16 protein-coding genes are annotated in these 18,687 nt (G+C 73.0%); 11 read left to right on the forward strand and 5 right to left on the reverse strand.

What is annotated here, in order from left to right:
* Positions 1–9 precede the first annotated feature (9 nt).
* The 4 genes from ACFYU0_RS22455 to ACFYU0_RS22470 all read left to right on the forward strand — a co-directional run bounded on the left by ACFYU0_RS22455 (position 10) and on the right by ACFYU0_RS22470 (position 6,631).
* Complete coding sequence (locus tag ACFYU0_RS22455; protein ID WP_389303726.1) at positions 10–1,683, forward strand: serine/threonine-protein kinase; 1,674 nt, start codon at positions 10–12, stop codon at positions 1,681–1,683.
* Between the two features lie 72 nt (positions 1,684–1,755).
* Positions 1,756–2,694, forward strand: a complete 939-nt coding sequence (locus tag ACFYU0_RS22460) for a protein kinase (RefSeq protein ID WP_389303729.1) — start codon at positions 1,756–1,758, stop codon at positions 2,692–2,694.
* A 472-nt stretch (positions 2,695–3,166) separates the two neighbouring features.
* A complete protein-coding gene (locus tag ACFYU0_RS22465) occupies positions 3,167–4,780 on the forward strand; it encodes a succinic semialdehyde dehydrogenase (protein ID WP_389303731.1) in 1,614 nt (537 codons plus the stop codon).
* A gap of 45 nt (positions 4,781–4,825) precedes the next feature.
* Positions 4,826–6,631 (forward strand): GMC family oxidoreductase N-terminal domain-containing protein, encoded by a 1,806-nt coding sequence (locus ACFYU0_RS22470; RefSeq protein ID WP_389303734.1) that lies wholly within the window; start codon positions 4,826–4,828, stop codon positions 6,629–6,631.
* 564 nt (positions 6,632–7,195) lie between these two features.
* Here ACFYU0_RS22470 and ACFYU0_RS22475 read toward each other — a convergent pair.
* A complete protein-coding gene (locus ACFYU0_RS22475) occupies positions 7,196–7,453 on the reverse strand; it encodes a chorismate mutase (RefSeq protein ID WP_351672133.1) in 258 nt (85 codons plus the stop codon).
* A gap of 288 nt (positions 7,454–7,741) precedes the next feature.
* On the opposite strand from ACFYU0_RS22475, the gene guaA reads away from it, so the two are divergent.
* Positions 7,742–9,322, forward strand: a complete 1,581-nt coding sequence (gene guaA, locus ACFYU0_RS22480) for a glutamine-hydrolyzing GMP synthase (protein ID WP_351672136.1) — start codon at positions 7,742–7,744, stop codon at positions 9,320–9,322.
* A 17-nt stretch (positions 9,323–9,339) separates the two neighbouring features.
* On the opposite strand, the gene ACFYU0_RS22485 is transcribed toward guaA, so the two are convergent.
* Positions 9,340–9,807 carry a pyridoxamine 5'-phosphate oxidase family protein gene (locus tag ACFYU0_RS22485; protein ID WP_351672139.1) on the reverse strand — a complete coding sequence of 156 codons (468 nt, stop codon included), beginning with the start codon at positions 9,805–9,807 and terminating at the stop codon, positions 9,340–9,342.
* A 141-nt stretch (positions 9,808–9,948) separates the two neighbouring features.
* Here ACFYU0_RS22485 and ACFYU0_RS22490 point away from each other — a divergent pair, with 141 nt between their 5' ends.
* From ACFYU0_RS22490 to ACFYU0_RS22500, 3 genes are all read left to right on the forward strand, one after another.
* Positions 9,949–10,743, forward strand: coding sequence for a class II aldolase/adducin family protein (locus tag ACFYU0_RS22490; protein WP_389303737.1), 795 nt, complete (start codon positions 9,949–9,951; stop codon positions 10,741–10,743).
* A gap of 202 nt (positions 10,744–10,945) precedes the next feature.
* Complete coding sequence (locus ACFYU0_RS22495) at positions 10,946–12,226, forward strand: hypothetical protein (protein WP_389303739.1); 1,281 nt, start codon at positions 10,946–10,948, stop codon at positions 12,224–12,226.
* Between the two features lie 185 nt (positions 12,227–12,411).
* Positions 12,412–12,942 carry a DoxX family protein gene (locus tag ACFYU0_RS22500; RefSeq protein ID WP_351672145.1) on the forward strand — a complete coding sequence of 177 codons (531 nt, stop codon included), beginning with the start codon at positions 12,412–12,414 and terminating at the stop codon, positions 12,940–12,942.
* Here ACFYU0_RS22500 and ACFYU0_RS22505 read toward each other — a convergent pair.
* Together ACFYU0_RS22505 and ACFYU0_RS22510 are read right to left on the reverse strand one after the other, a co-directional pair.
* Positions 12,933–13,148 (reverse strand): hypothetical protein, encoded by a 216-nt coding sequence (locus ACFYU0_RS22505; RefSeq protein ID WP_351672147.1) that lies wholly within the window; start codon positions 13,146–13,148, stop codon positions 12,933–12,935. The genes ACFYU0_RS22500 and ACFYU0_RS22505 overlap by 10 nt on opposite strands.
* The gene (locus ACFYU0_RS22510; RefSeq protein WP_389303741.1) at positions 13,135–14,619 is read right to left on the reverse strand and encodes a PspC domain-containing protein; all 1,485 of its coding nucleotides are present in this window, start codon (positions 14,617–14,619) and stop codon (positions 13,135–13,137) included. Before ACFYU0_RS22510 ends, ACFYU0_RS22505 begins: the two co-directional genes overlap by 14 nt.
* Before the next feature lie 194 nt (positions 14,620–14,813).
* On the opposite strand from ACFYU0_RS22510, the gene ACFYU0_RS22515 reads away from it, so the two are divergent.
* Positions 14,814–16,103 carry a PspC domain-containing protein gene (locus ACFYU0_RS22515; protein WP_389303743.1) on the forward strand — a complete coding sequence of 430 codons (1,290 nt, stop codon included), beginning with the start codon at positions 14,814–14,816 and terminating at the stop codon, positions 16,101–16,103.
* Positions 16,100–16,831, forward strand: coding sequence for a LuxR C-terminal-related transcriptional regulator (locus ACFYU0_RS22520; RefSeq protein ID WP_389303745.1), 732 nt, complete (start codon positions 16,100–16,102; stop codon positions 16,829–16,831). The genes ACFYU0_RS22515 and ACFYU0_RS22520 overlap by 4 nt, the downstream gene beginning before the upstream one ends.
* A 14-nt stretch (positions 16,832–16,845) precedes the next feature.
* Here the strand turns inward: ACFYU0_RS22520 and ACFYU0_RS22525 are convergent, their stop codons facing one another.
* On the reverse strand, positions 16,846–17,910 hold the full coding sequence (locus ACFYU0_RS22525) for an NlpC/P60 family protein (RefSeq protein ID WP_389304109.1): 1,065 nt from the start codon (positions 17,908–17,910) through the stop codon (positions 16,846–16,848).
* 423 nt (positions 17,911–18,333) lie between these two features.
* Here ACFYU0_RS22525 and ACFYU0_RS22530 point away from each other — a divergent pair, with 423 nt between their 5' ends.
* Positions 18,334–18,687, forward strand: coding sequence for a hypothetical protein (locus ACFYU0_RS22530; RefSeq protein WP_351672155.1), 354 nt, complete (start codon positions 18,334–18,336; stop codon positions 18,685–18,687).

Below are 18,687 nucleotides of genomic sequence, written 5' to 3' on the forward strand. Positions count from 1 at the left end.
GGATGGTCCATGAGCAGCGACGGGGGAGCCGGCCGTACGGCCGACGACACGACGAGTTTTGTTCTGCAACCGCCGAACCCGACGCCGGATCCGGTGCCGGGCGCACGGCCCGGTGCGGCGCCTCGGCCGGCTGCGGAGCAGGCGGCCCCGCAGAGCCCGCACCAGGCACCGGCCCCCGCGGCTCAGGACGGCACCGGACGGCTGATCGCCGGCCGGTACCGGCTGCTCGCCAGGCTCGGCCACGGAGGCATGGGCACGGTATGGCGGGCCAAGGACGAGACGGTGGACCGCGAGGTCGCGGTGAAGGAGCCCCGCGTACCGGACCACCTTCCCGAGCGCGAACGCGCCAACGCCTTCGAGCGGATGCGCCGCGAGGCCCGCGCGGCGGCCCGGCTCGACCATCCCGCCGTGGTCAACGTGTACGACGTCGCCGTGGTCGACGGCCGGCCGTGGATCGTGATGGAGCTGGTGCACGGCCGCTCACTGGGCGGCGCGCTCCAGGAGGGCACGCTGGACGCGCGCGAGGCGGCGCGGATCGGCCTCGAGGTGCTCGGCGCGCTGGAGGCCGCGCACGCGGCGGGCGTCCTGCACCGGGACGTCAAGCCGGACAACGTGCTGCTCGGCCGGTACGGCCGGGTCGTGCTCACGGACTTCGGCATCGCGCAGATCGAGGGCGAGACGAACCTGACCGACACCGGTGGCTTCGTCGGCTCGCCCGAGTACATCGCGCCGGAACGGGTGCTGGGGCAGCGTCCCGGTCCGGCGAGCGACCTGTGGTCCCTGGGTGTCGTCCTCTACACCGCCACCGAGGGCGTCTCCCCGTTCCGCCGCAGCAACACCCCGGCCACCCTGCAGTCCGTCCTCAACGCCACCCCGGCCGCGCCCGCCGCCGCGCGCGGCCCGCTGGCGGAGGCCGTCAACAGCCTGCTCCGCAAGGACCCTTCCCGCCGCCCGACGGCCGCCCAGGTCCGGGTGCTGCTGGAGGCGGCCGCCGACCCGCCGGCCCCGGAGCCCACCCAGCACGTGGCGTTCGCCGCGCCCACCACGCCCGCCGGCCGTGCCCCGCGCCCGGGACGCAAGGTCTGGCTGGGCCTGGGGGCCGCCGTGACCGCGGCGGCGGTGGCCGGGTACCTCGTCCTCGCCGACCCCTTCGCGGGACCGCTGCCGGACGGCTGGACGAAGCACACCGACGCCGGGCTCGGCGTCACCCTCGCCGTCCCCGCGGCCTACGAGACCGGTCACCCGGACAAGAACGACTCCGACCAGAGCTGGGTGTCGTACACGGACCCGAGCGGCGCCGTCTCGGTCGTGCTGGACCTGACCCGGAAGTCGGAGGACTCGCTCAACACGATCAAGAGCAACGCGGTGGCCCAGATGCACGCCGACGACGAGAAGTTCAAGAACGAGGGCGAGTACAGCCTCGACATGCCCAAGGGCGCGACGACGCACCCGGACGACGGAACCGAGTACCGCGGCAGACAGGCCGCCACGAACACCGTCGAGTACCAGACCGACGACTCCCAGCACCCGCGCCCGCGCGAGCTGCGGATCTTCTACTACCGCACCGGCTCCGGAGACCTGTACCGGCTCACCATCGGCTACCCGGGCAAGGGCGACCTCACCGACCGGGGCCGCGAGGTCGCCAGGACCGCGATCGCCAACCTGGACGTCAAGAAGCCCTGAGCGACGGCCGGATCGGGGCGCCGGACCGGTGTCCCTTCGACAAGGGCGGGGTGCGCACGGTACTCATGTGACATGAGTGGAGACGGCGAACTCCCGCCCGGCGCACGGCTGATCGGTGGACGCTACCGACTTCTCGGGCGCCTGGGCGCCGGGCCGGCCGGGACCGTCTGGCGGGCCCGGGACGAGCAGGAGCGGCGGGACGTCGCCGTCAAGGAGCCCGTGCTGCCGGGGCGTCCGGCCGACGACGAGGAGAGCCGGCGGATCGCGCACCGGCTGCACCGGGAGGCTCGGACCGCCGCCCGGCTGCGGCATCCCTCGGCCGTCGCCCTGCACGATGTCGTCCTCGACGGCGGACTGCCGTGGATCGTCATGGAGTTGGTGGAGGGCGAGTCGCTCCAGGAGGCCGTGCGGCGCGGGCCGCTGCCGCCCGCCGAGGCCGCGCGGATCGGGCTCGCCGTCCTCGGGGCGCTCAGGGCGGCGCACGCCGTGGGGATGGTGCACCGGGACCTCAAGCCCGCCAACGTCCTGATCGAGTCCGGTACCGGGTGGGTCGTCGTCACCGACTTCGGGATCGGGGACGGGCCGGCCGCGGACGTCCCCGCCGGGTTCGCCGCCCCGGAGCGGGCCTCCGGACGTGGCGCCGGGCCCGCCTCCGACCTGTGGTCCCTCGGCGCGCTGCTCGCCTCCGCCGTCGCGGGCGGCGACGCCGGCCCGCTGCGGCCGCTCCTGACCCGCCTGCACGCGCCGGACCCGGACGCGCGGCCGCCCGCGGAGGAGGTCGCGGCCGCCCTGAAGGCCTGCGCGACCGCACCACCCACCCGCCCGTCCCCGGCAAAGCCCGACGCGACCGTGCCGGCTGTCCGCGCGGCGCCTTCGGAGCCCGACGCGACCGTGCCGCCCCTCCGCCCGGCGTCCCGGAAGCCCGATGCGACCGTGCCGGCCGCCCGCCCGGCGCCTGCGGAGCCCGATGCGACCGTGCCCGCCGTCCGCCCGCCCGGGAGCCCGATGTGACCGCCGTGCCGGCTGTCCGTGCGATGCCTCCGGAGGCCGGCGCGACCACCCGCCGTCCGTCAGGCGCCCTCAGAGCCCGATGCGACCGCGCCGGCTGTCCGTGCGGCGCCTGCGGAGCCCGGTGCGACCGTGCGGGCTGTCCGCCCTGCGTCCCGGGAGCCCGATGCGACCGTGCCGCCCGTCCGCCCGGCGCCCCCGGAGCCCGACGCCACCGGGCCCGCCGTCCGCCCGGCGCCCCAGGAGCCGCTGCGAACCCTGGCGGCCGAACCGCGCCCCTGACCCGAATCGCGCCGCCCTCGCGCCGACTTCGTCGCTCCCCGGGCCGGAAAAACCACACTCCCGTTGATCATCACTCGACAACGCGCTGATCAGCGCGTTTGCTGCCAGTGATCACTGGCGTAGTGTGTGCACTCGGTGAATCCCCGTTACCGACGGGTACCCAAAGCCTCCGCCGCGGCATACCCTGCGCGTCATGACGGACTCGCAGGCCCCGGACATCACCGGTACCAACCCGCTCGCGCCCGCCCCCGAGGGCGTGCGCACCGCCGCCGACGTGGTCACCCCGACACTGGTGGCCCAGCTCACCAAGGGCGTCGTCGGCTCCGGCCGCACGGCCAACCACACTCCCTTCACCGGCGAGAAGCTGGCCGACCTGCCCGAGTCCACGCCCGAGGACGTACGAAAGGCCTTCGAGGCCGCCCGCGCCGCCCAGGCCGTGTGGGAGAGGACGCCCGTGCGGCAGCGCGCCGCCGTGCTGCTCCGCTTCCACGACCTGGTGCTCGAGCGCCAGGCCGAGGTGCTCGACCTCATCCAGCTCGAGACCGGCAAGGCCCGGCTGCACGCGCACGAGGAAGTGCAGGCCGTCGCCGTCGCGGCCCGCCATTACGGCCGCAAGGCGCCCAGCTACCTGCGGCCCAAGCGGCACACCGGCGCCGTGCCGACCCTGACCAAGGTCACCGAACTCCGGCACCCGCGCGGGGTCGTCGGGCAGATCGCCCCGTGGAACTACCCCCTGGAGCTGTCCGTCGGCGACGCGCTGCCCGCCTTCGCCGCCGGCAACGCGGTCGTCATGAAGCCGGACACCGAGACCTGCCTCACCGCGCTCTGGGCCCGTGACCTGCTCATCGAGGCCGGGCTGCCCGAGGACGTCTTCCAGGTCGTGCTCGGCGAGGGTCCGGTCGTCGGACCCGAGCTGGTCAGGCACGCCGACTACGTCTCGTTCACCGGCTCCACCCGCACCGGCCGCGAGGTCGCGCAGGGCGCCGCCGCCCGCCTGGTCGGCGTCTCCCTCGAACTCGGCGGCAAGAACGCCATGCTCGTGCTGGAGGACGCCGACATCGAGAAGGCCGCCGCGGGCGCCGTCCGGGCCTGCTTCTCCTCGGCCGGCCAGCTCTGCATCTCCATCGAGCGGCTGTACGTCCACGAGTCCGTCGCCGACGCCTTCCTGGAGCGCTTCGCCGCCCGCACCCGGGCCATGCGGCTCGGCAACTCCCTCGCCTACGGCGCGGACATGGGTTCGCTGGTCGGCGAGCGGCAGCTCAAGACCGTGGAGGGGCACGTCCAGGAGGCCGTCGCCAAGGGCGCCCGGGTGGTCACGGGCGGCGTGGCGCGCCCCGACATCGGCCCGTACTTCTTCGAGCCGACCATCCTCGACGGCGTAGAGGAGTCCATGGCCGTCTGCGAGGAGGAGACCTTCGGGCCCGTCGTCTCGCTGTACCGCTTCAAGACCGAGGACGAGGCGGTCGAACGCGCCAACTCCACGCCGTACGGCCTGAACGCGTCCGTGTGGACGAAGTCCGCCCGGCGCGGCCTGGACGTCGCCTCCCGGCTGCGCACCGGCACGGTCAACGTCAACGAGGGCTACGCGCCCGCCTATGGCAGCGTCCAGTCCCCGATGGGCGGCATGAAGGACTCCGGCCTCGGCCGCCGCCACGGTTCCGAGGGCATCCTCAAGTACACCGAGGCCCAGACGGTGGCCAGGCAGCGGTTGCTGCCGATGGCGCCGTCGCTGGGGATGGACGACGCGCAGTACGCCCAGTTCATGAGCCGCAGCCTCCGCCTGATGAAGGCCTTCCGCTTCCGTTAGCCACGACCCCACCGCCAGCAAGCCCGTTCTCGACGAGGAGAGCACGTGTCGCAGGAGAAGTCTGTCCAGACCCGGGACGAGGACGGGTACGACTACGACGTCATCGTGATCGGTTCGGGGTTCGGCGGCTCGGTCTCCGCCCTGCGCCTCACCGAGAAGGGGTACCGGGTGGGCGTGCTGGAGGCCGGCCGCCGCTTCACCCGCGACTCCCTGCCCAGGAACTCCTGGGACCTGAAGAACTACCTCTGGGCCCCGCGGCTCGGCATGTACGGCATCCAGCGCATCCATCTGCTGGGCAACGTGATGGTGCTGGCCGGCGCGGGCGTCGGCGGCGGCTCGCTGAACTACGCCAACACCCTCTACGTGCCGCCGAAGGCCTTCTTCGACGATCCCCAGTGGCGCGGCATCACCGACTGGCAGCAGGAGCTGAAGCCGTACTACGACCAGGCGCAGCGCATGCTCGGCGTGCGGCTCAACCCGACCATGACGCCGTCCGACGTGCACCTGAAGGCCGCGGCCGAGAAGATGGGCGTCGGCGACACCTTCCACCTGGCGCCCGTCGGCGTGTTCTTCGGCGACGGCAAGGACGCCGACGGCACGGCGCAGGGCCGGCCCGGCGAGCGGGTGGACGACCCGTACTTCGGCGGCGCCGGGCCCGCCCGCAACGCCTGCACCGAGTGCGGCGAGTGCATGACCGGCTGCCGGCACGGTGCGAAGAACACCCTCAACGAGAACTACCTGTACCTCGCCGAGAAGGCCGGCGCGGTGGTGCACCCGATGACGACGGTGGTGTCCGTCACCGACGACTCGCGCGGCGGCTACGCGATCGCGACGCTGCCGACGGACGAGAAGAAGAAGGGCAAGGGGCGGCTGTTCACCACGCGCAGGGTCGTGGTCGCGGCCGGCACGTACGGCACCCAGACCCTGCTGCACCGGATGAAGGCCGGCGGCCAGCTGCCGCGTCTGTCCGCCCGGCTCGGCGATCTGACCCGCACCAACTCCGAGGCGCTGGTGGGCGCGCAGACCGACAACCGCCGCTACCGCAAGGCGACCGGCGAGCAGCGGGCCGACTTCACGCGCGGCGTCGCCATCACGTCCTCGATCCACCCCGACGACAGCACGCACATCGAACCGGTCCGCTACGGCAAGGGCTCCAACTCGATGGGCGGGCTGTCCATCCTCCAGGTCCCCTACGCCGAGGGCTCCTCGCGCGTCCTGGCCTGGCTGGCCAACGCCGCCCGCCACCCCCTCCTCGTCGCCCGCTCGCTGTCCAACCGGCGCTGGTCGGAGCGGACCATCATCGGGCTGGTGATGCAGTCGCTGGACAACTCGCTGACGACGTACCTGAAGCCCGGCGGGGTCGGCAAGGGCCTGCTCACCGCCCGGCAGGGGCACGGCGCCCCGAACCCCAAGCAGATCAAGGCCGCCTCCGAGGCCGCCACCGTGCTCGCCGAGGAGATCAACGGCTTCCCGGGCAGCAACGTCGGCGAGCTGATGGGCACCCCGCTGACCGCGCACTTCCTCGGCGGCTGCCCCATCGGCGACTCCCCGGAGACCGGTGTGATCGACCCCTACCACCGGCTCTACGGCCACCCCGGCATCTCGGTGGTGGACGGCGCCGCCGTCTCGGCCAACCTGGGCGTCAACCCGTCGCTGACCATCACCGCGCAGGCCGAGCGGGCCATGTCGTACTGGCCGAACAAGGGCGAGGAGGACCCGCGCCCGGCACAGGGGGCGGCGTACGAGCGGCTGAAGCCGGTGGAGCCGCGCGAGCCGGCGGTCCCGGCGGACGCGTTCGGCGCGCTCAGGCTGCCGTTCCTGGGCATCCCGGCGGTGCCGCCGAAGAAGTAGGCCGGACCCGGAGACGCCGAGGGACCTGCATCCCCCTCCGAACGCAGGTCCCTCGTCTCTTACCGTCTACGTGATCCGGCAGCAGGTTTGATCCGCGAGGGCGGTGAATGGTTGCTTCCGGATTCACCGGAATTTTTGTGTCATGGATCACATTCGGTGGGAGTCTCCGGCCGGACACGACGAAGGGCACGACGAAGGGCCCCGCGGGACTCGAGCCGCGGGGCCCTCTCTTCGCCGGCACCGGCGCAAGGGCGCGCTGGTGCCCAGGAGCGGCGCCGGGGGGTCGCGCCGCCTGCTCATGTGTCCTGACCTGGTGTTTCCGCGGACGGCCCCGGGCGTCCCCGGAGCCGGCCGTTCTCTTGGGTGACCGGGCTGCTGTCCCCTGCCGTCCGGTCACTTCTCCGGAGCGAGGTCCCACGGTGTACGGCACGACCCGTACGCCTCATCGCTCCGGTGAGCCACGCGTGGTTCTGTCGGGCCCGCCCCTGGCTGGCACGGACAACCGGCTCAACGAAGCGGTGCGGGGGGCGGTCACGCGCCGTACGGGTGAGAACCGGCCCGAACTCAGATGCGACCCCGGCACAGCTCCAGCATGGTCATCGCCAGCGCGGTGCCCGGCTTGCCGAGCGCCTCGCGGTAGCGGCCGAGGATCTCCATCTCACGGGAGAGGTTCACCCGCCGGCCGCCGGAGGCGATCCGGGTCTCCTGGACGACGGTGGAGACGGCCATCCGCTCCTGGATGAGCCCGATGATCCGGTCGTCGAGCGCGTCGATGCGGGTACGGGCGTCGGTGATGGTCTGTTCCGCGGTGAGAGTGGTCATATCGGGGGCTCCTCGTGAAGGTGGCTGGCGGAGGCCCCGGAACGGCAGAACCCGGAGAAACGACAGGCGCCCCGGGCCTTGTCGGCCCGGGGCGCCTGGTAAGTCGCTTGGCGGTTCGCTCAAGCAGCACGACCATGGCAGCCGGCGGGCCGGGTGCCATAGGTAAAGAGGAAGGTCGGGTGCGCGAGCATGCGTCCAGTATGCCACGGTCCCGTCCGGGGGAGGCGTACCCGCCCGCACCGTTAGACTCGTTAGCACAGACCCCGCCCGACCACCAGAAGGCACCCCGTGTCATCAGCGACTTCGCCTGCCGCCTCCCCCGACACCGTCCTGGTCGTCGACTTCGGCGCGCAGTACGCCCAGCTCATCGCCCGTCGCGTCCGCGAGGCGCGGGTCTACAGCGAGATCGTGCCGAGCACCATGCCGGTCCAGGAGATGCTCGCCAAGAACCCCGCGGCGATCATCCTCTCCGGCGGCCCCTCGTCCGTGTACGAGGAGGGCGCCCCCCGGCTCGACCGCGCGCTCTTCGAGGCCGGCGTCCCCGTCTTCGGCATGTGCTACGGCTTCCAGCTCATGGCGCAGGTCCTCGGCGGCACCGTCGACAACACCGGCGCCCGTGAGTACGGCCGCACCGACCTGCACGTCTCCAAGTCCGGCTCCACCCTGTTCGAGGGCACGCCGGACGAGCAGCACGTGTGGATGTCGCACGGCGACGCCTGCTCCGCCGCCCCCGAGGGCTTCGCCGTGACCGCGTCCACCGACGTCGTCCCGGTCGCCGCCTTCGAGAACGACGAGAAGAAGCTGTACGGCGTCCAGTACCACCCCGAGGTCATGCACTCCACGCACGGCCAGCTCGTGCTGGAGCACTTCCTGTACCGGGGCGCGGGCCTCACCCCGTCCTGGACCACCGGCAACGTGATCGAGGAGCAGGTCACCGCGATCCGCGAGCAGGTCGGCGACCGGCGCGCCATCTGCGGTCTGTCCGGCGGCGTGGACTCCGCCGTCGCCGCCGCGCTCGTCGCGCGGGCCATCGGCGACCAGCTCACCTGCGTCTACGTCGACCACGGCCTGATGCGCAAGGGCGAGACCGAGCAGGTCGAGAAGGACTTCGTGGCCGCGACCGGCGTCAAGCTGGTCGTCGTGGACGCCGAGGAGCGCTTCCTGACCGCGCTCAAGGGCGTCTCCGACCCGGAGGAGAAGCGCAAGATCATCGGCCGCGAGTTCATCCGCGTCTTCGAGCAGGCGCAGGCCGAGATCATCGCCGACGAGGGCCCGGCCGTGGAGTTCCTGGTCCAGGGCACCCTGTACCCGGACGTGGTCGAGTCCGGCGGCGGCACCGGCACCGCCAACATCAAGTCGCACCACAACGTCGGCGGCCTGCCCGAGGACCTCGAGTTCAAGCTGATCGAGCCGCTGCGCAAGCTGTTCAAGGACGAGGTCCGGATGGTCGGCCAGGAGCTGGGCCTGCCGGAGGAGATCGTGCAGCGCCAGCCCTTCCCGGGCCCCGGCCTCGGCATCCGCATCGTCGGCGAGGTCACCAAGGAGCGCCTCGACCTGCTCCGGGACGCCGACGCCATCGCCCGCGAGGAGCTGACCGCGGCCGGCCTGGACCGCGACATCTGGCAGTGCCCGGTGGTCCTGCTCGCGGACGTCCGCAGCGTGGGCGTCCAGGGCGACGGCCGCACCTACGGTCACCCGATCGTGCTGCGCCCGGTCTCCTCCGAGGACGCCATGACCGCCGACTGGTCGCGGCTGCCGTACGACGTCCTCGGCCGCATCTCCACCCGGATCACCAACGAGGTCCGCGACGTCAACCGCGTCGTCCTCGACGTGACCTCCAAGCCCCCGGGCACCATCGAGTGGGAGTGATCCTCTCCCGCTGAGGATCAGGTCCGCCTGAGCGTGCGCACCGGCGCGCCGGGCCGCCAGACCTGGACGACCAGATGCGTGTCGTCCTCGACGAAGGTCCGCACGACCTCCGTCAACTCGGTGCGGAAGAGGTGGAACGGCTGCGGCGGTTCCACCTCTTTCACGTACGCGGCCTTGGTCACCCCGTCCCCGACCTCGTACGCCCGCCCGGCGATCCGTACGTCACCGCCGCCCATCGCGGTGCCCTCGCCCGGGTTCGCCTGCAGCGCGAAGCGCGGATCACGGCGCAGGTCCAGGGCCTTCCACGAGCCGGCCATCATGCCCAGCCACAGCTCGCCGCCCCGGAAGTCGGCCTCCAGGCCGGAGGTACGCGGGGAGCCGTCCCGGCGCAGGGTGGCGAGGACATGGTGACGGAAGGCGCCGAAGCGCCGCTCGGTGATCGCCGCGAGCTCGGGCGCGGCGGTGGTGAAGGCTGCCCAGTTCATGCCGGCCAGTCTCACCGGCAAAGCGGACACCCTCTGTCGGGTATCCGCCGCCCACGTCATCTTTACCAACCAGCGCTGCCCTTTTGCGCCGACCGGCGGTAACTTCCCGCCCGTACCGCAAACCCCCACGCTGGAGGACCCATGAACGGGCCCACGCCGCCGCCTCCGCTGCCCACCGATCAGCTGAGATTCGCCATGCCGCCGATGCACGACTCGGTGGAGGACGAACGCCGGCACCGCAAGGAGCGGCTCGCGGGCGCCCTGCGGGTCTTCGGGCGCTCCGGACTCGAGGACGGGGTGTCCGGGCACATCACCGCCCGCGATCCGGAGTACAGCGACTGCTTCTGGGTCAACCCGTTCGGGATGCCGTTCAAGCACGTCACCGTCGGCGACCTCGTGCTCGTCAACCAGGACGGGCAGGTCGTCGACGGCCGCTACCACGTCAACCAGGCCGCGTTCACCGTGCACGCCCAGGTGCACGCCGCCCGGCCCGACGTCGTCGCGGTCGCGCACTGCCACTCCGTGCACGGCAGGGCCGTCGCCGCGCTCGGCGACCTCATCGACCCCATCACCCAGGAGAGCTGCGCGTTCTACGAGGACCTGGCGCTGTACGACGCCTACACCGGCGTCAACGTCGACGCCGACGAGGGCCGCCGCATCGCCGGGGTGCTGGGGTCCCGCAAGGCTCTGGTGCTGCGCAACCACGGGCTGCTGACCGTGGGGAACTCGGTCGACGCGGCGGCCTGGTGGTTCCTGTCCCTGGAACGGTCCTGCCAGGTGCAGCTCATGGCCAAGGCGGCCGGCCGGCCGGTCCTCATCGACCACAAGCTGGCCGTGGCCACCCGCGAACAGCTCGGCGGCGACCTGGTGGCCTGGATCAACTACCAGCCCCTGTGGCAGGACGTCAGCCGCAGCGAGCCCGACCTGCTCGGCTAGCTCCCGGCCGTACGGGGGCCCCGGGAGCCGCGTCAACGCGGTGGCCCGGGGTTCACCCGGCATGACCCGGACCGGCGAACCCCGGACGGCCCGGGGTAGGGCACAATTCGCTGTCGTCGCAGGGGAGTTGCGCGGCCGGAAATGCGCACTATGGGTGGCTTCGGGTCGTGTCGAGAGGCAGTGCGGAAGGCGGGCGTCGGGCGTGGCGGTGCAGGAGGCCAGACAGAGCACGGGTGCCGACGGCGCCCATGAGGGCGGCTGTGCGTGCGGGGACTGCCCGCACGGGGCCCGGCAGGGGCACCGGCGGGCCGTCGCCGCGTTCCTGCGCGTCCGCGACGAGTTCGCGGCCGGACAGGGCCTGCCGCCCGCGGTGGCCCACTCGGCCTCCGCCTCCCGCCAGTGGGTGTCCGAGGAGCTGACCCAGCGGGCCGAGGAGGTCGCCGGGCGCGGCCGCGCCGAGGGCCAGGCGTGGCTCGCGCGGCTGTGGCTGCGGACGGTGTGCGCGGTGGGCGGAGCCGTCCTCGCCCTGCTGCTCGCCGAGTCGCTCACCGCGATCGGCGCGGGCTGGAGCAGCGCCCGGACCGCCGCCCTGCTCGCAGCCCTCGCCGTCGGCGGCGTGCTGGCGGCCGCCTCCTGGTGGCACCGGGCCCGCGGCGGCGTCCTGGCCCCGCTCATCGGCGAGGACAACCGCTTGTCCACCTCCCGCACCGTGGCCGCCGGCTGGATCCTCCTCGCGACCTACTCCGTCCTGCTGCTCGCGGGCCGGCTGGCCGCCGCCTCCGGCCACACCGAACGCGACGCGCTGCTCGCCGGCCTGGACCTCGCGCGCGGCGCGGGCCTGCTGACCGTCCTCGGCGTGCTGTGCGGCATCGCCGTACTGGTCCGCCGGGTGGTCGGCCTGCGCATCCTCGCCCAGCGGCTGCAGAAGGTGCCGGCCCACCGGCCGCGCGCGGCCGACCTGCTGACCGACGACTCCGGCCGGGGCGCCTTCGCCGACATCCAGTACGTCGCCGTCAACGGCGTCGCCCTGCTGTTCGCCGCCGTCCGGCTGGCGCGCCGCCCCGACCAGCTCCCCGACCTGCCCTGGGGGCTCGCGGTCCTGGTACTGGTCTCCGCCGCGACCTACCTGGCCGGCAAGTACGCGGAGGGCGGCCGTCCGGTGATCCTCTCCGTGGTCCGCGCCCGTGAGCCCGGCGATCTGGACGGTCCGATCCGCACCGGCGACGACATCGAGATCCGCGGCACCGGCTTCGTCCCGCCCGGCGCCCACGGCGCCGACCGGCTCTCCCGCACCGTCGTCCGGATCGGCGCCGTCGACGTCCACGTGCCCCTGGTCCCCGTCACCGGCGGCTTCCGCAACCCCACCGACACCGTCCTGACCGTCCCCGTGCCGGTCGAGGTGGAACCCGGCGCGGTGGAGGTGCAGGTGATCACCGCGGGCGGCGCCGCGACCAACCGGTGCGTCGTCCAGATCACGGAGTGAGGTCCGGGTCGGGAGCGGCCGGGTGAGCCGGTCCCTCCATTCGGTCCGGCCGTCCACCCGGATGCGAAGGTCGGAAGTCGGTAAAAGCGGTGAAAGCGTCCCGCAGAGGATTGAACGGTTCCCCCTTGTCATACGTATCGTCGATTGAGGGGTCCGGCACGGCGGGTGAGAGGCGGCTGGCAGCGATGACTCAGGGTATTCGGACGGACACCTACACGACCGATCTGCACGGCATGCGCGGCTGGCGGGACACCGCCACCCGGTACGCCCTCCTTCCGCTCCGGATCTACCTCGGCGTGACTTTCATGTACGCCGGCCTCAACAAGATCACCGACAGTGCCTTCCTCAAGTCCGGCGGAGCCGGGTCGATCGGCGACACCATGCGCGCGGCCCGCGGCTCCGCCGCCCTGCCGGCCCTGATCGACCTGGCGCTCAAGAACCCCGTCGGCTTCGGCTTCGCCATCGCCCTCGGCGAACTGGCCGTCGGCATCGGCACCCTCCTCGGACTCTTCGGCCGGCTGGCCGCCCTCGGCGGCGCGCTGATCTCGCTCAGCCTCTGGCTGACCGTGAGCTGGGCCTCGACGCCGTACTACTACGGCAACGACCTCGCCTACCTGATGGCCTGGCTGCCCCTCGTCCTCGCCGGAGCCCCCTACCTCTCCCTCGACGCGGTCCTCAGGTCGCGCCGCCGTGCCCGGGCGGGCGGCTACCGCTGACCGCTGCGCGCGGCCTGCCGTCTGCGTACGCCCCGCGCCGCCGCCGTGCCGGCGCCGGCCAGGCAGAGGCCGCCCACCACCAGCGGGATGATCAGGAACCACGGGGCTTCCCACAGCCCGGCCGCGTCGCCGGCGTAGACCGCTCCGGCGGCGCTGAGGAAGAGCCCGGCGACCAGCTTCCCCGGCTGGAACTCATGACGCAGCACGGCTGACCTCCACCTGTCCGACGCCCACCCGCAGATCCAGGGTCAGCGTGCCGGCCTTCTTGCCGGACCCGACCGGTGCCAGGGTCACTTCCTCGTGCCTGCCCGGCTTCACGTCCACGTCCTTCCTGCTGTCACCGGGCAACCGGATGTCGCCCACGCCCACGTCGATGCTCATCCGCACGGTCGCGTCCCGGGGCAGGAGCACCTTCAGCTGCCCCGCGCCCACCTGGGCGTCGGTGGTCACCGTCCGCCCCTTGCCGGGGTGCACCCGCGTCAGGTCCAGGGTGCCGACGCCGGTGCCCACGGAGTAGGCGGGCCGCACCTGCGCCGTCGCGGCCGGTCTCCAGGACGTCCGGTTCCAGTGGGTCGCTATGTCCTTCGGCAGGGCCGTGGCGCCCGCCAGCAGCCCCGCGGTGACGATCGCCAGGAGCACCGATCCGGCCCCCGTCCGGCCCAGGAACGCGCTGACCGCGATGCCGAGGCCGAAGACCACGAGCGCCCAGGCGAGGCCGGTCTGGAGACTGGTGCCCAGTGGGTGCGTGTCCCAGGTCAGCCCGGTGCCCAGTCCGCCGGCCAGCAGGGCGCACAGGAACACCCAGCCGCCGATCCAGCGCGGGCCGCGAGGTCTCGGCGGCGCCGTCCGCGTCGGCCGGGCGGCGCCGGGGTGGGTCCAGGGGAGGCCGATGCCCAGGTCGACGGGGGCGATGTCCCGGTCGCGGGTGTCCGGAGGGCCCCACAGATACCCGGTGCCGCCGACATGGGTGCCGTCCTTGACGATCGGGTCCCGCCACCAGGAGGCGTGGTGAATGGCGATGACCGGCGGCGCCTTGGCCTCCGGCGGGGCGTCCGCGGCGGCCTGCGCGGCGAGCGGATCCGGGTCGGGGGCGCCGCGGTGTCGCGACCAGTACCCGGCGCCGGCCAGCAGCAGGGAGAGCACCACGGCGAACGCCAGCACCCCGCCGTTCTTCAGCATGGTCAGGAAGATCCCGCAGCCGACCAGCGCGAACAGCACGGCGGCCAGCGCCTGCCCGTCGACCCGCCCGGTCAGCAGCTTGCGGACTTCGTTCTCCTCTTCCTCCTCGTACGGCACGAGCAGCCAGGCGAAGCCGTAGAAGATGAGACCGATGCCACCGGTCGCGGCCAGCACGGCCAGGGTGATCCGGAAGATCACCGGGTCCATGTCGGCCTGCCGTCCGAGCCCCGCGCACACGCCGGCGATCATCTTGTGCCGGCGGTCGCGCCGCAGGCGGCCCGGGGCCCCGGCGGTGTCCTGGTCCTCCGTCCCCTGCTCCGGCTCCCGCTCCGCCGTCGTCGTCCGCCCCGCGGCGCCGGTGCCGGCGGGTCCCTCAACTCCGGGCGCCTGCGTCCCTCCCGCCGCGGCGGGCGCGGCATCCGCCGGCCCGGTGCCCGGGGCCGGGCGCGGGCCGGAGCCGGGTCCCGTACCCGTCGCGGCGTGCTCGTGATCGGTCATGCGTCCATGGTGACGGTCCGTCCGCCGCGAGGGGAGTCGGGATGACCCTGGGCGAACCCTGAGATCGGCCCGGAGGGACGGCGGGAAGGCGTTCGGCGGCGGTCGGCCGCCGCGCACCGCCCGACCGTAGATCAGGGGAGTCTAGGGGGCGGACCCTGATGCTCCGCCCCCGCGGCCGTGTGACCATCGATGGCATGCCGGAAGCCGCAGCCTCGCCCCTCGACGACCCGCGGCCGCCGCGCAAGCTCTACCGCAGCAGCGACGGCCGCTGGCTGGGAGGAGTGGCGCGGGGCCTCGCCGGGCACCTCGGCCTGCCCGTCATCTGGGTCCGGCTCGCCTTCGTCGGCCTGTTCATGGCCAACGGACTGGGCGCGCTGCTGTACGCCGCGTTCTGGTTCTTCGTCCCGCTCGGCGTCGGCGGCGTCGGCGGCCACAAGCCGCCGCTGGTCGGCACCGAGACCTCGCCGGAGGGCCGCCGCAGACTGGTGGCCCGCAAGCCGGACAAGGGGCAGATGGTCGCCCTGCTCCTCATGGTCATCGTGTCCATGGTCTTCGTGGGCAGCGTCAACGTGACCAACGGGGCCAAGGCCTATCTCCTGCCCGCCGTGCTGGTCGCGGCCGGTGTCGCCCTCGTCTGGCGCCAGGCGGACAACGCCCGCCGGGCCCGCTGGGTCGAGGTCGGCAGCCGCCGGCGCACCCTCACCCTGCTGCGCGCGGGCGTCGGCGTCCTGCTGGTCACCGCCGGCGTCTCCGCCATCTTCGTCATGCAGGGCTCGGCCGCCCACCTCGGCGCGGTCCTCCAGGCCGCGCTCGCCGTCCTCGTCGGCATCACCCTGCTTGCCGGCCCCTACCTGGTCCGGATGACCCAGGACCTGTCCGAGGAACGGCTGATGCGCATCCGCGCCCAGGAGCGCGCCGAGGTCGCCGCCCACGTCCACGACTCCGTGCTGCACACCCTCACCCTGATCCAGCGCAACGCCGACAACGCCGGCGAGGTGCGCCGCCTGGCCCGGGCCCAGGAGCGGGACCTGCGCACCTGGCTGTACAAGCCCGAGGGCACCGGCAAGGACGAGGCGGACGAGCCCGACACGGTCGCCGAGGCGGTGCGGCGCAGCGCCGCCGAGGTGGAGGACAAGCACGGCGTGCCCATCGAGGTGGTCGTCGTAGGCGACTGCCCGCTCGACGAACGGACCGCGGCGCAGATGCAGGCCGCGCGCGAGGCGATGGTCAATGCCGCCAAGTACGGTGGCGAGGGCGGCGCCGTACAGGTGTACGCCGAGGTCGAGGGGAGGACGGTGTTCGTGTCGGTCCGCGACCGCGGCCCGGGTTTCGACCTCGACTCGATACCCGCCGACCGCATGGGTGTCAGAGAATCGATCATCGGCCGCATGGAGCGCAACGGCGGCACGGCCCGGCTACGGGCGGTGCCGGGCGGCGGCACCGAGGTCGAACTGGAGATGGAGAGGGCGGAGAAGACGTCATGAGCGACGCGACCGAGGCGAGCGGTACGGCGGGAGCGGCGGAACCGGCCGGGTCCGGCCCGGCCGGTAAGCGGCATGTGCGCGTGGTGCTCGTGGACGACCACCGCATGTTCCGCACCGGTGTCCAGGCCGAGATCGGCCAGACCGCCGAGACCGGGGTCGAGGTGGTCGGCGAGGCCGCGGACGTCGACCAGGCGGTCTCGGTCATCACCGCGACCCGGCCCGAGGTGGTCCTGCTCGACGTCCATCTGCCGGGCGGCGGTGGTGTCGAAGTGCTGCGCCGGTGCGCCGCGTTGACGGCGGACGCCGAGCGGCCCGTCCGCTTCCTCGCCCTGTCCGTCTCCGACGCCGCGGAGGACGTGATCGGCGTGATCCGCGGTGGCGCCCGCGGCTACGTCACCAAGACCATCACCGGCACCGACCTGGTCGACTCGGTCTTCCGGGTACAGGAGGGAGACGCGGTCTTCTCCCCGCGCCTGGCCGGGTTCGTCCTGGACGCCTTCGCCTCCACCGACGCCCCGCCGGTCGACGAGGACCTGGACCGCCTCACCCAGCGCGAACGGGAGGTGCTGCGCCTGATCGCCCGCGGTTACGCCTACAAGGAGATCGCCAAGCAGCTCTACATCTCGGTGAAGACGGTCGAGTCCCACGTCTCGGCGGTCCTGCGCAAGCTCCAGCTCTCCAACCGCCACGAACTGACCCGCTGGGCCACGGCACGCCGGCTGGTCTGAGCCGCCGCGCCGCCTCACGACACCCTGGTCGCCCCCGCGAACGGCATCTCGTCGACGGGGGCCACCCGGACCGGGGCTGAGGGGTTCGGGGCGTGGATCATGCGGCCGTTGCCGATGTAGATGCCGACATGGCTGATGCCGGAGTAGAAGAAGACCAGGTCGCCGGGCTGGAGCTGGGAGCGGGGCACCCGCCGGCCCGCGTTGATCTGGGCGTAGGTGGTGCGGGGCAGGGAGACGCCCGCGGAGCGGTAGGCGGCCTGCACCAGGCCCGAGCAGTCGAAGGCGTTGGGCCCGGTCGCGCCCCAGACGTAGGGCCTGCCGAGCTTCTGGTAGGCGTAGGCGACGGCCGCGGCCGCGCGGGAGACGGAGGCGGCGACGGACCCCGCCTGCTCAAGGGCCGCCCGGGTGTCCGAGGCGGAGCGCGAGGCGTGCCCGGCGCCGGCTCCCGCGCCGGCGATCCGTGACCGCTCCGCCGGAGTGAGCCGGGCCAGCAGCCTGCGCGCCTCCCCGAGCTTCGCGGTGACGGTTTGCTTGTGCCGCCGTACCTCCGCCTGCCGCGACCGCAGTGACGTCAGCTCGGCGCGGGCGTCGCCGCGCAACTGCTCGATCTCGCGGAGCTGCTCCCGTACCCGGGTCACCGTCCCCGCCTGCCGGTCGCCCGCCCGCTCCGCGAAGGCGGCGCCGTCCAGGTACCGGTCCGGGTCGCTGGACAGCGCGAGCTGCCACGAGGGGTCGATCGCGCCGTCGCGGTACTGCGCCGCCGCCAGCGAACCGAGCTCGTCGCGCGCCGTGTTGAGCTTCTGCTGTCGGCGTGCGGCCTCGTCCCGCAGCGAGTTCAGCCGCCGCTGGGCCGCGTCCGCCTTCTCCTTCGCCCCGTCGTACTTCTCAGTGGCGGTCTCCGCCTCCCGGTACAGCCTGTCGACCTTGGCCTTCACCTGGGCCGGCGTCAGCTGCGGTTCGGCGTTGCCCGTGCCCTCGAAGGCCGCCGCGGTGGCCGCGCCCGCCAGGGCGAGGGTCACGGCCGTGCGGGCCGTGTTACCGCCGAGGGAGCGCTGTCGGGGCCTGCGGTGCGCTGCCACCTGGACCGTCACGTCCTTCCATGGGACCTCTGCGGCCGAGCGGTCGGGGTGTCCGGCGGCCGCCCGCACAGGGGAACGGACCACCGCCGGACCTTTCTCGGCGGAGGTGACCGGCGGCCGCCCCTGGCCCGGGCGGCGTGGGAAGCCGGTCACCTGGGGGAGGACGCTAGGCCGGACTGTGACAGGTTGGTAACGCACTGTACGGAAGTGGCCGAGACGGACCGGGGCGCGTCAGTCCGTGACCGCTCTGCCGGGCCATGGTTGCCGCCTTCACGCTGCGTAGTGACCGAAGCGTGCATTGAGGGGTTCACGGGGGCCCTGTGGTGCTATGTGGCGCATATATGCAAGATCAACTCACACGGAGCGCGGCTGTGGGCGGGCCCGGTGACCGGCCGCCCGGGGCCTCCTCATAGGCTCCGGGTCATGGACGTACTCATCCATCTCTTCGTCGGCCTGCACATCATCGGCATCGCCGCACTGCTCGGCGGTTTCCTCACCCAGATGAAGGCGATGGGCCAGGGCACGGCCCGGTTCGTCCCCGGGATGCTGCACGGCGCGTTCACCATGCTGGTCACCGGCGTGGCCCTGGTCGGGCTCAACGAGGCCGACGGCCACCACGTCAACTCCTTCAAGATCGGCGTGAAGCTGGCCCTGCTGATCGTGATCCTCGGACTGGTCTACGTCCAGCGCGACGAGGAGAAGGTGGACAAGCGCGTCTTCGGGCTCGTCGGCCTGCTGACCGTGGCGAACATCTTCATCGCCGTGCTGTGGACGTGA

The organism is Streptomyces sp. NPDC003720 (assembly GCF_042875075.1).
GTDB lineage: Bacteria > Actinomycetota > Actinomycetes > Streptomycetales > Streptomycetaceae > Streptomyces.

Bases quoted from the DNA above. Each gene is read 5' to 3' on its own strand.
- ACFYU0_RS22500 (WP_351672145.1), top strand. From the start codon at position 12,412: ATGACTCAGGGTATTCGGACGGACACCTACACGACCGATCTGCACGGC.
- ACFYU0_RS22475 (WP_351672133.1), bottom strand. From the start codon at position 7,453: ATGACCACTCTCACCGCGGAACAGACCATCACCGACGCCCGTACCCGC.
- ACFYU0_RS22455 (WP_389303726.1), top strand. From the start codon at position 10: ATGAGCAGCGACGGGGGAGCCGGCCGTACGGCCGACGACACGACGAGT.
- ACFYU0_RS22530 (WP_351672155.1), top strand. From the start codon at position 18,334: ATGGACGTACTCATCCATCTCTTCGTCGGCCTGCACATCATCGGCATC.
- ACFYU0_RS22515 (WP_389303743.1), top strand. From the start codon at position 14,814: ATGCCGGAAGCCGCAGCCTCGCCCCTCGACGACCCGCGGCCGCCGCGC.
- ACFYU0_RS22520 (WP_389303745.1), top strand. From the start codon at position 16,100: ATGAGCGACGCGACCGAGGCGAGCGGTACGGCGGGAGCGGCGGAACCG.
- ACFYU0_RS22510 (WP_389303741.1), bottom strand. From the start codon at position 14,619: ATGACCGATCACGAGCACGCCGCGACGGGTACGGGACCCGGCTCCGGC.
- ACFYU0_RS22460 (WP_389303729.1), top strand. From the start codon at position 1,756: ATGAGTGGAGACGGCGAACTCCCGCCCGGCGCACGGCTGATCGGTGGA.
- ACFYU0_RS22465 (WP_389303731.1), top strand. From the start codon at position 3,167: ATGACGGACTCGCAGGCCCCGGACATCACCGGTACCAACCCGCTCGCG.
- ACFYU0_RS22490 (WP_389303737.1), top strand. From the start codon at position 9,949: ATGAACGGGCCCACGCCGCCGCCTCCGCTGCCCACCGATCAGCTGAGA.
- ACFYU0_RS22485 (WP_351672139.1), bottom strand. From the start codon at position 9,807: ATGAACTGGGCAGCCTTCACCACCGCCGCGCCCGAGCTCGCGGCGATC.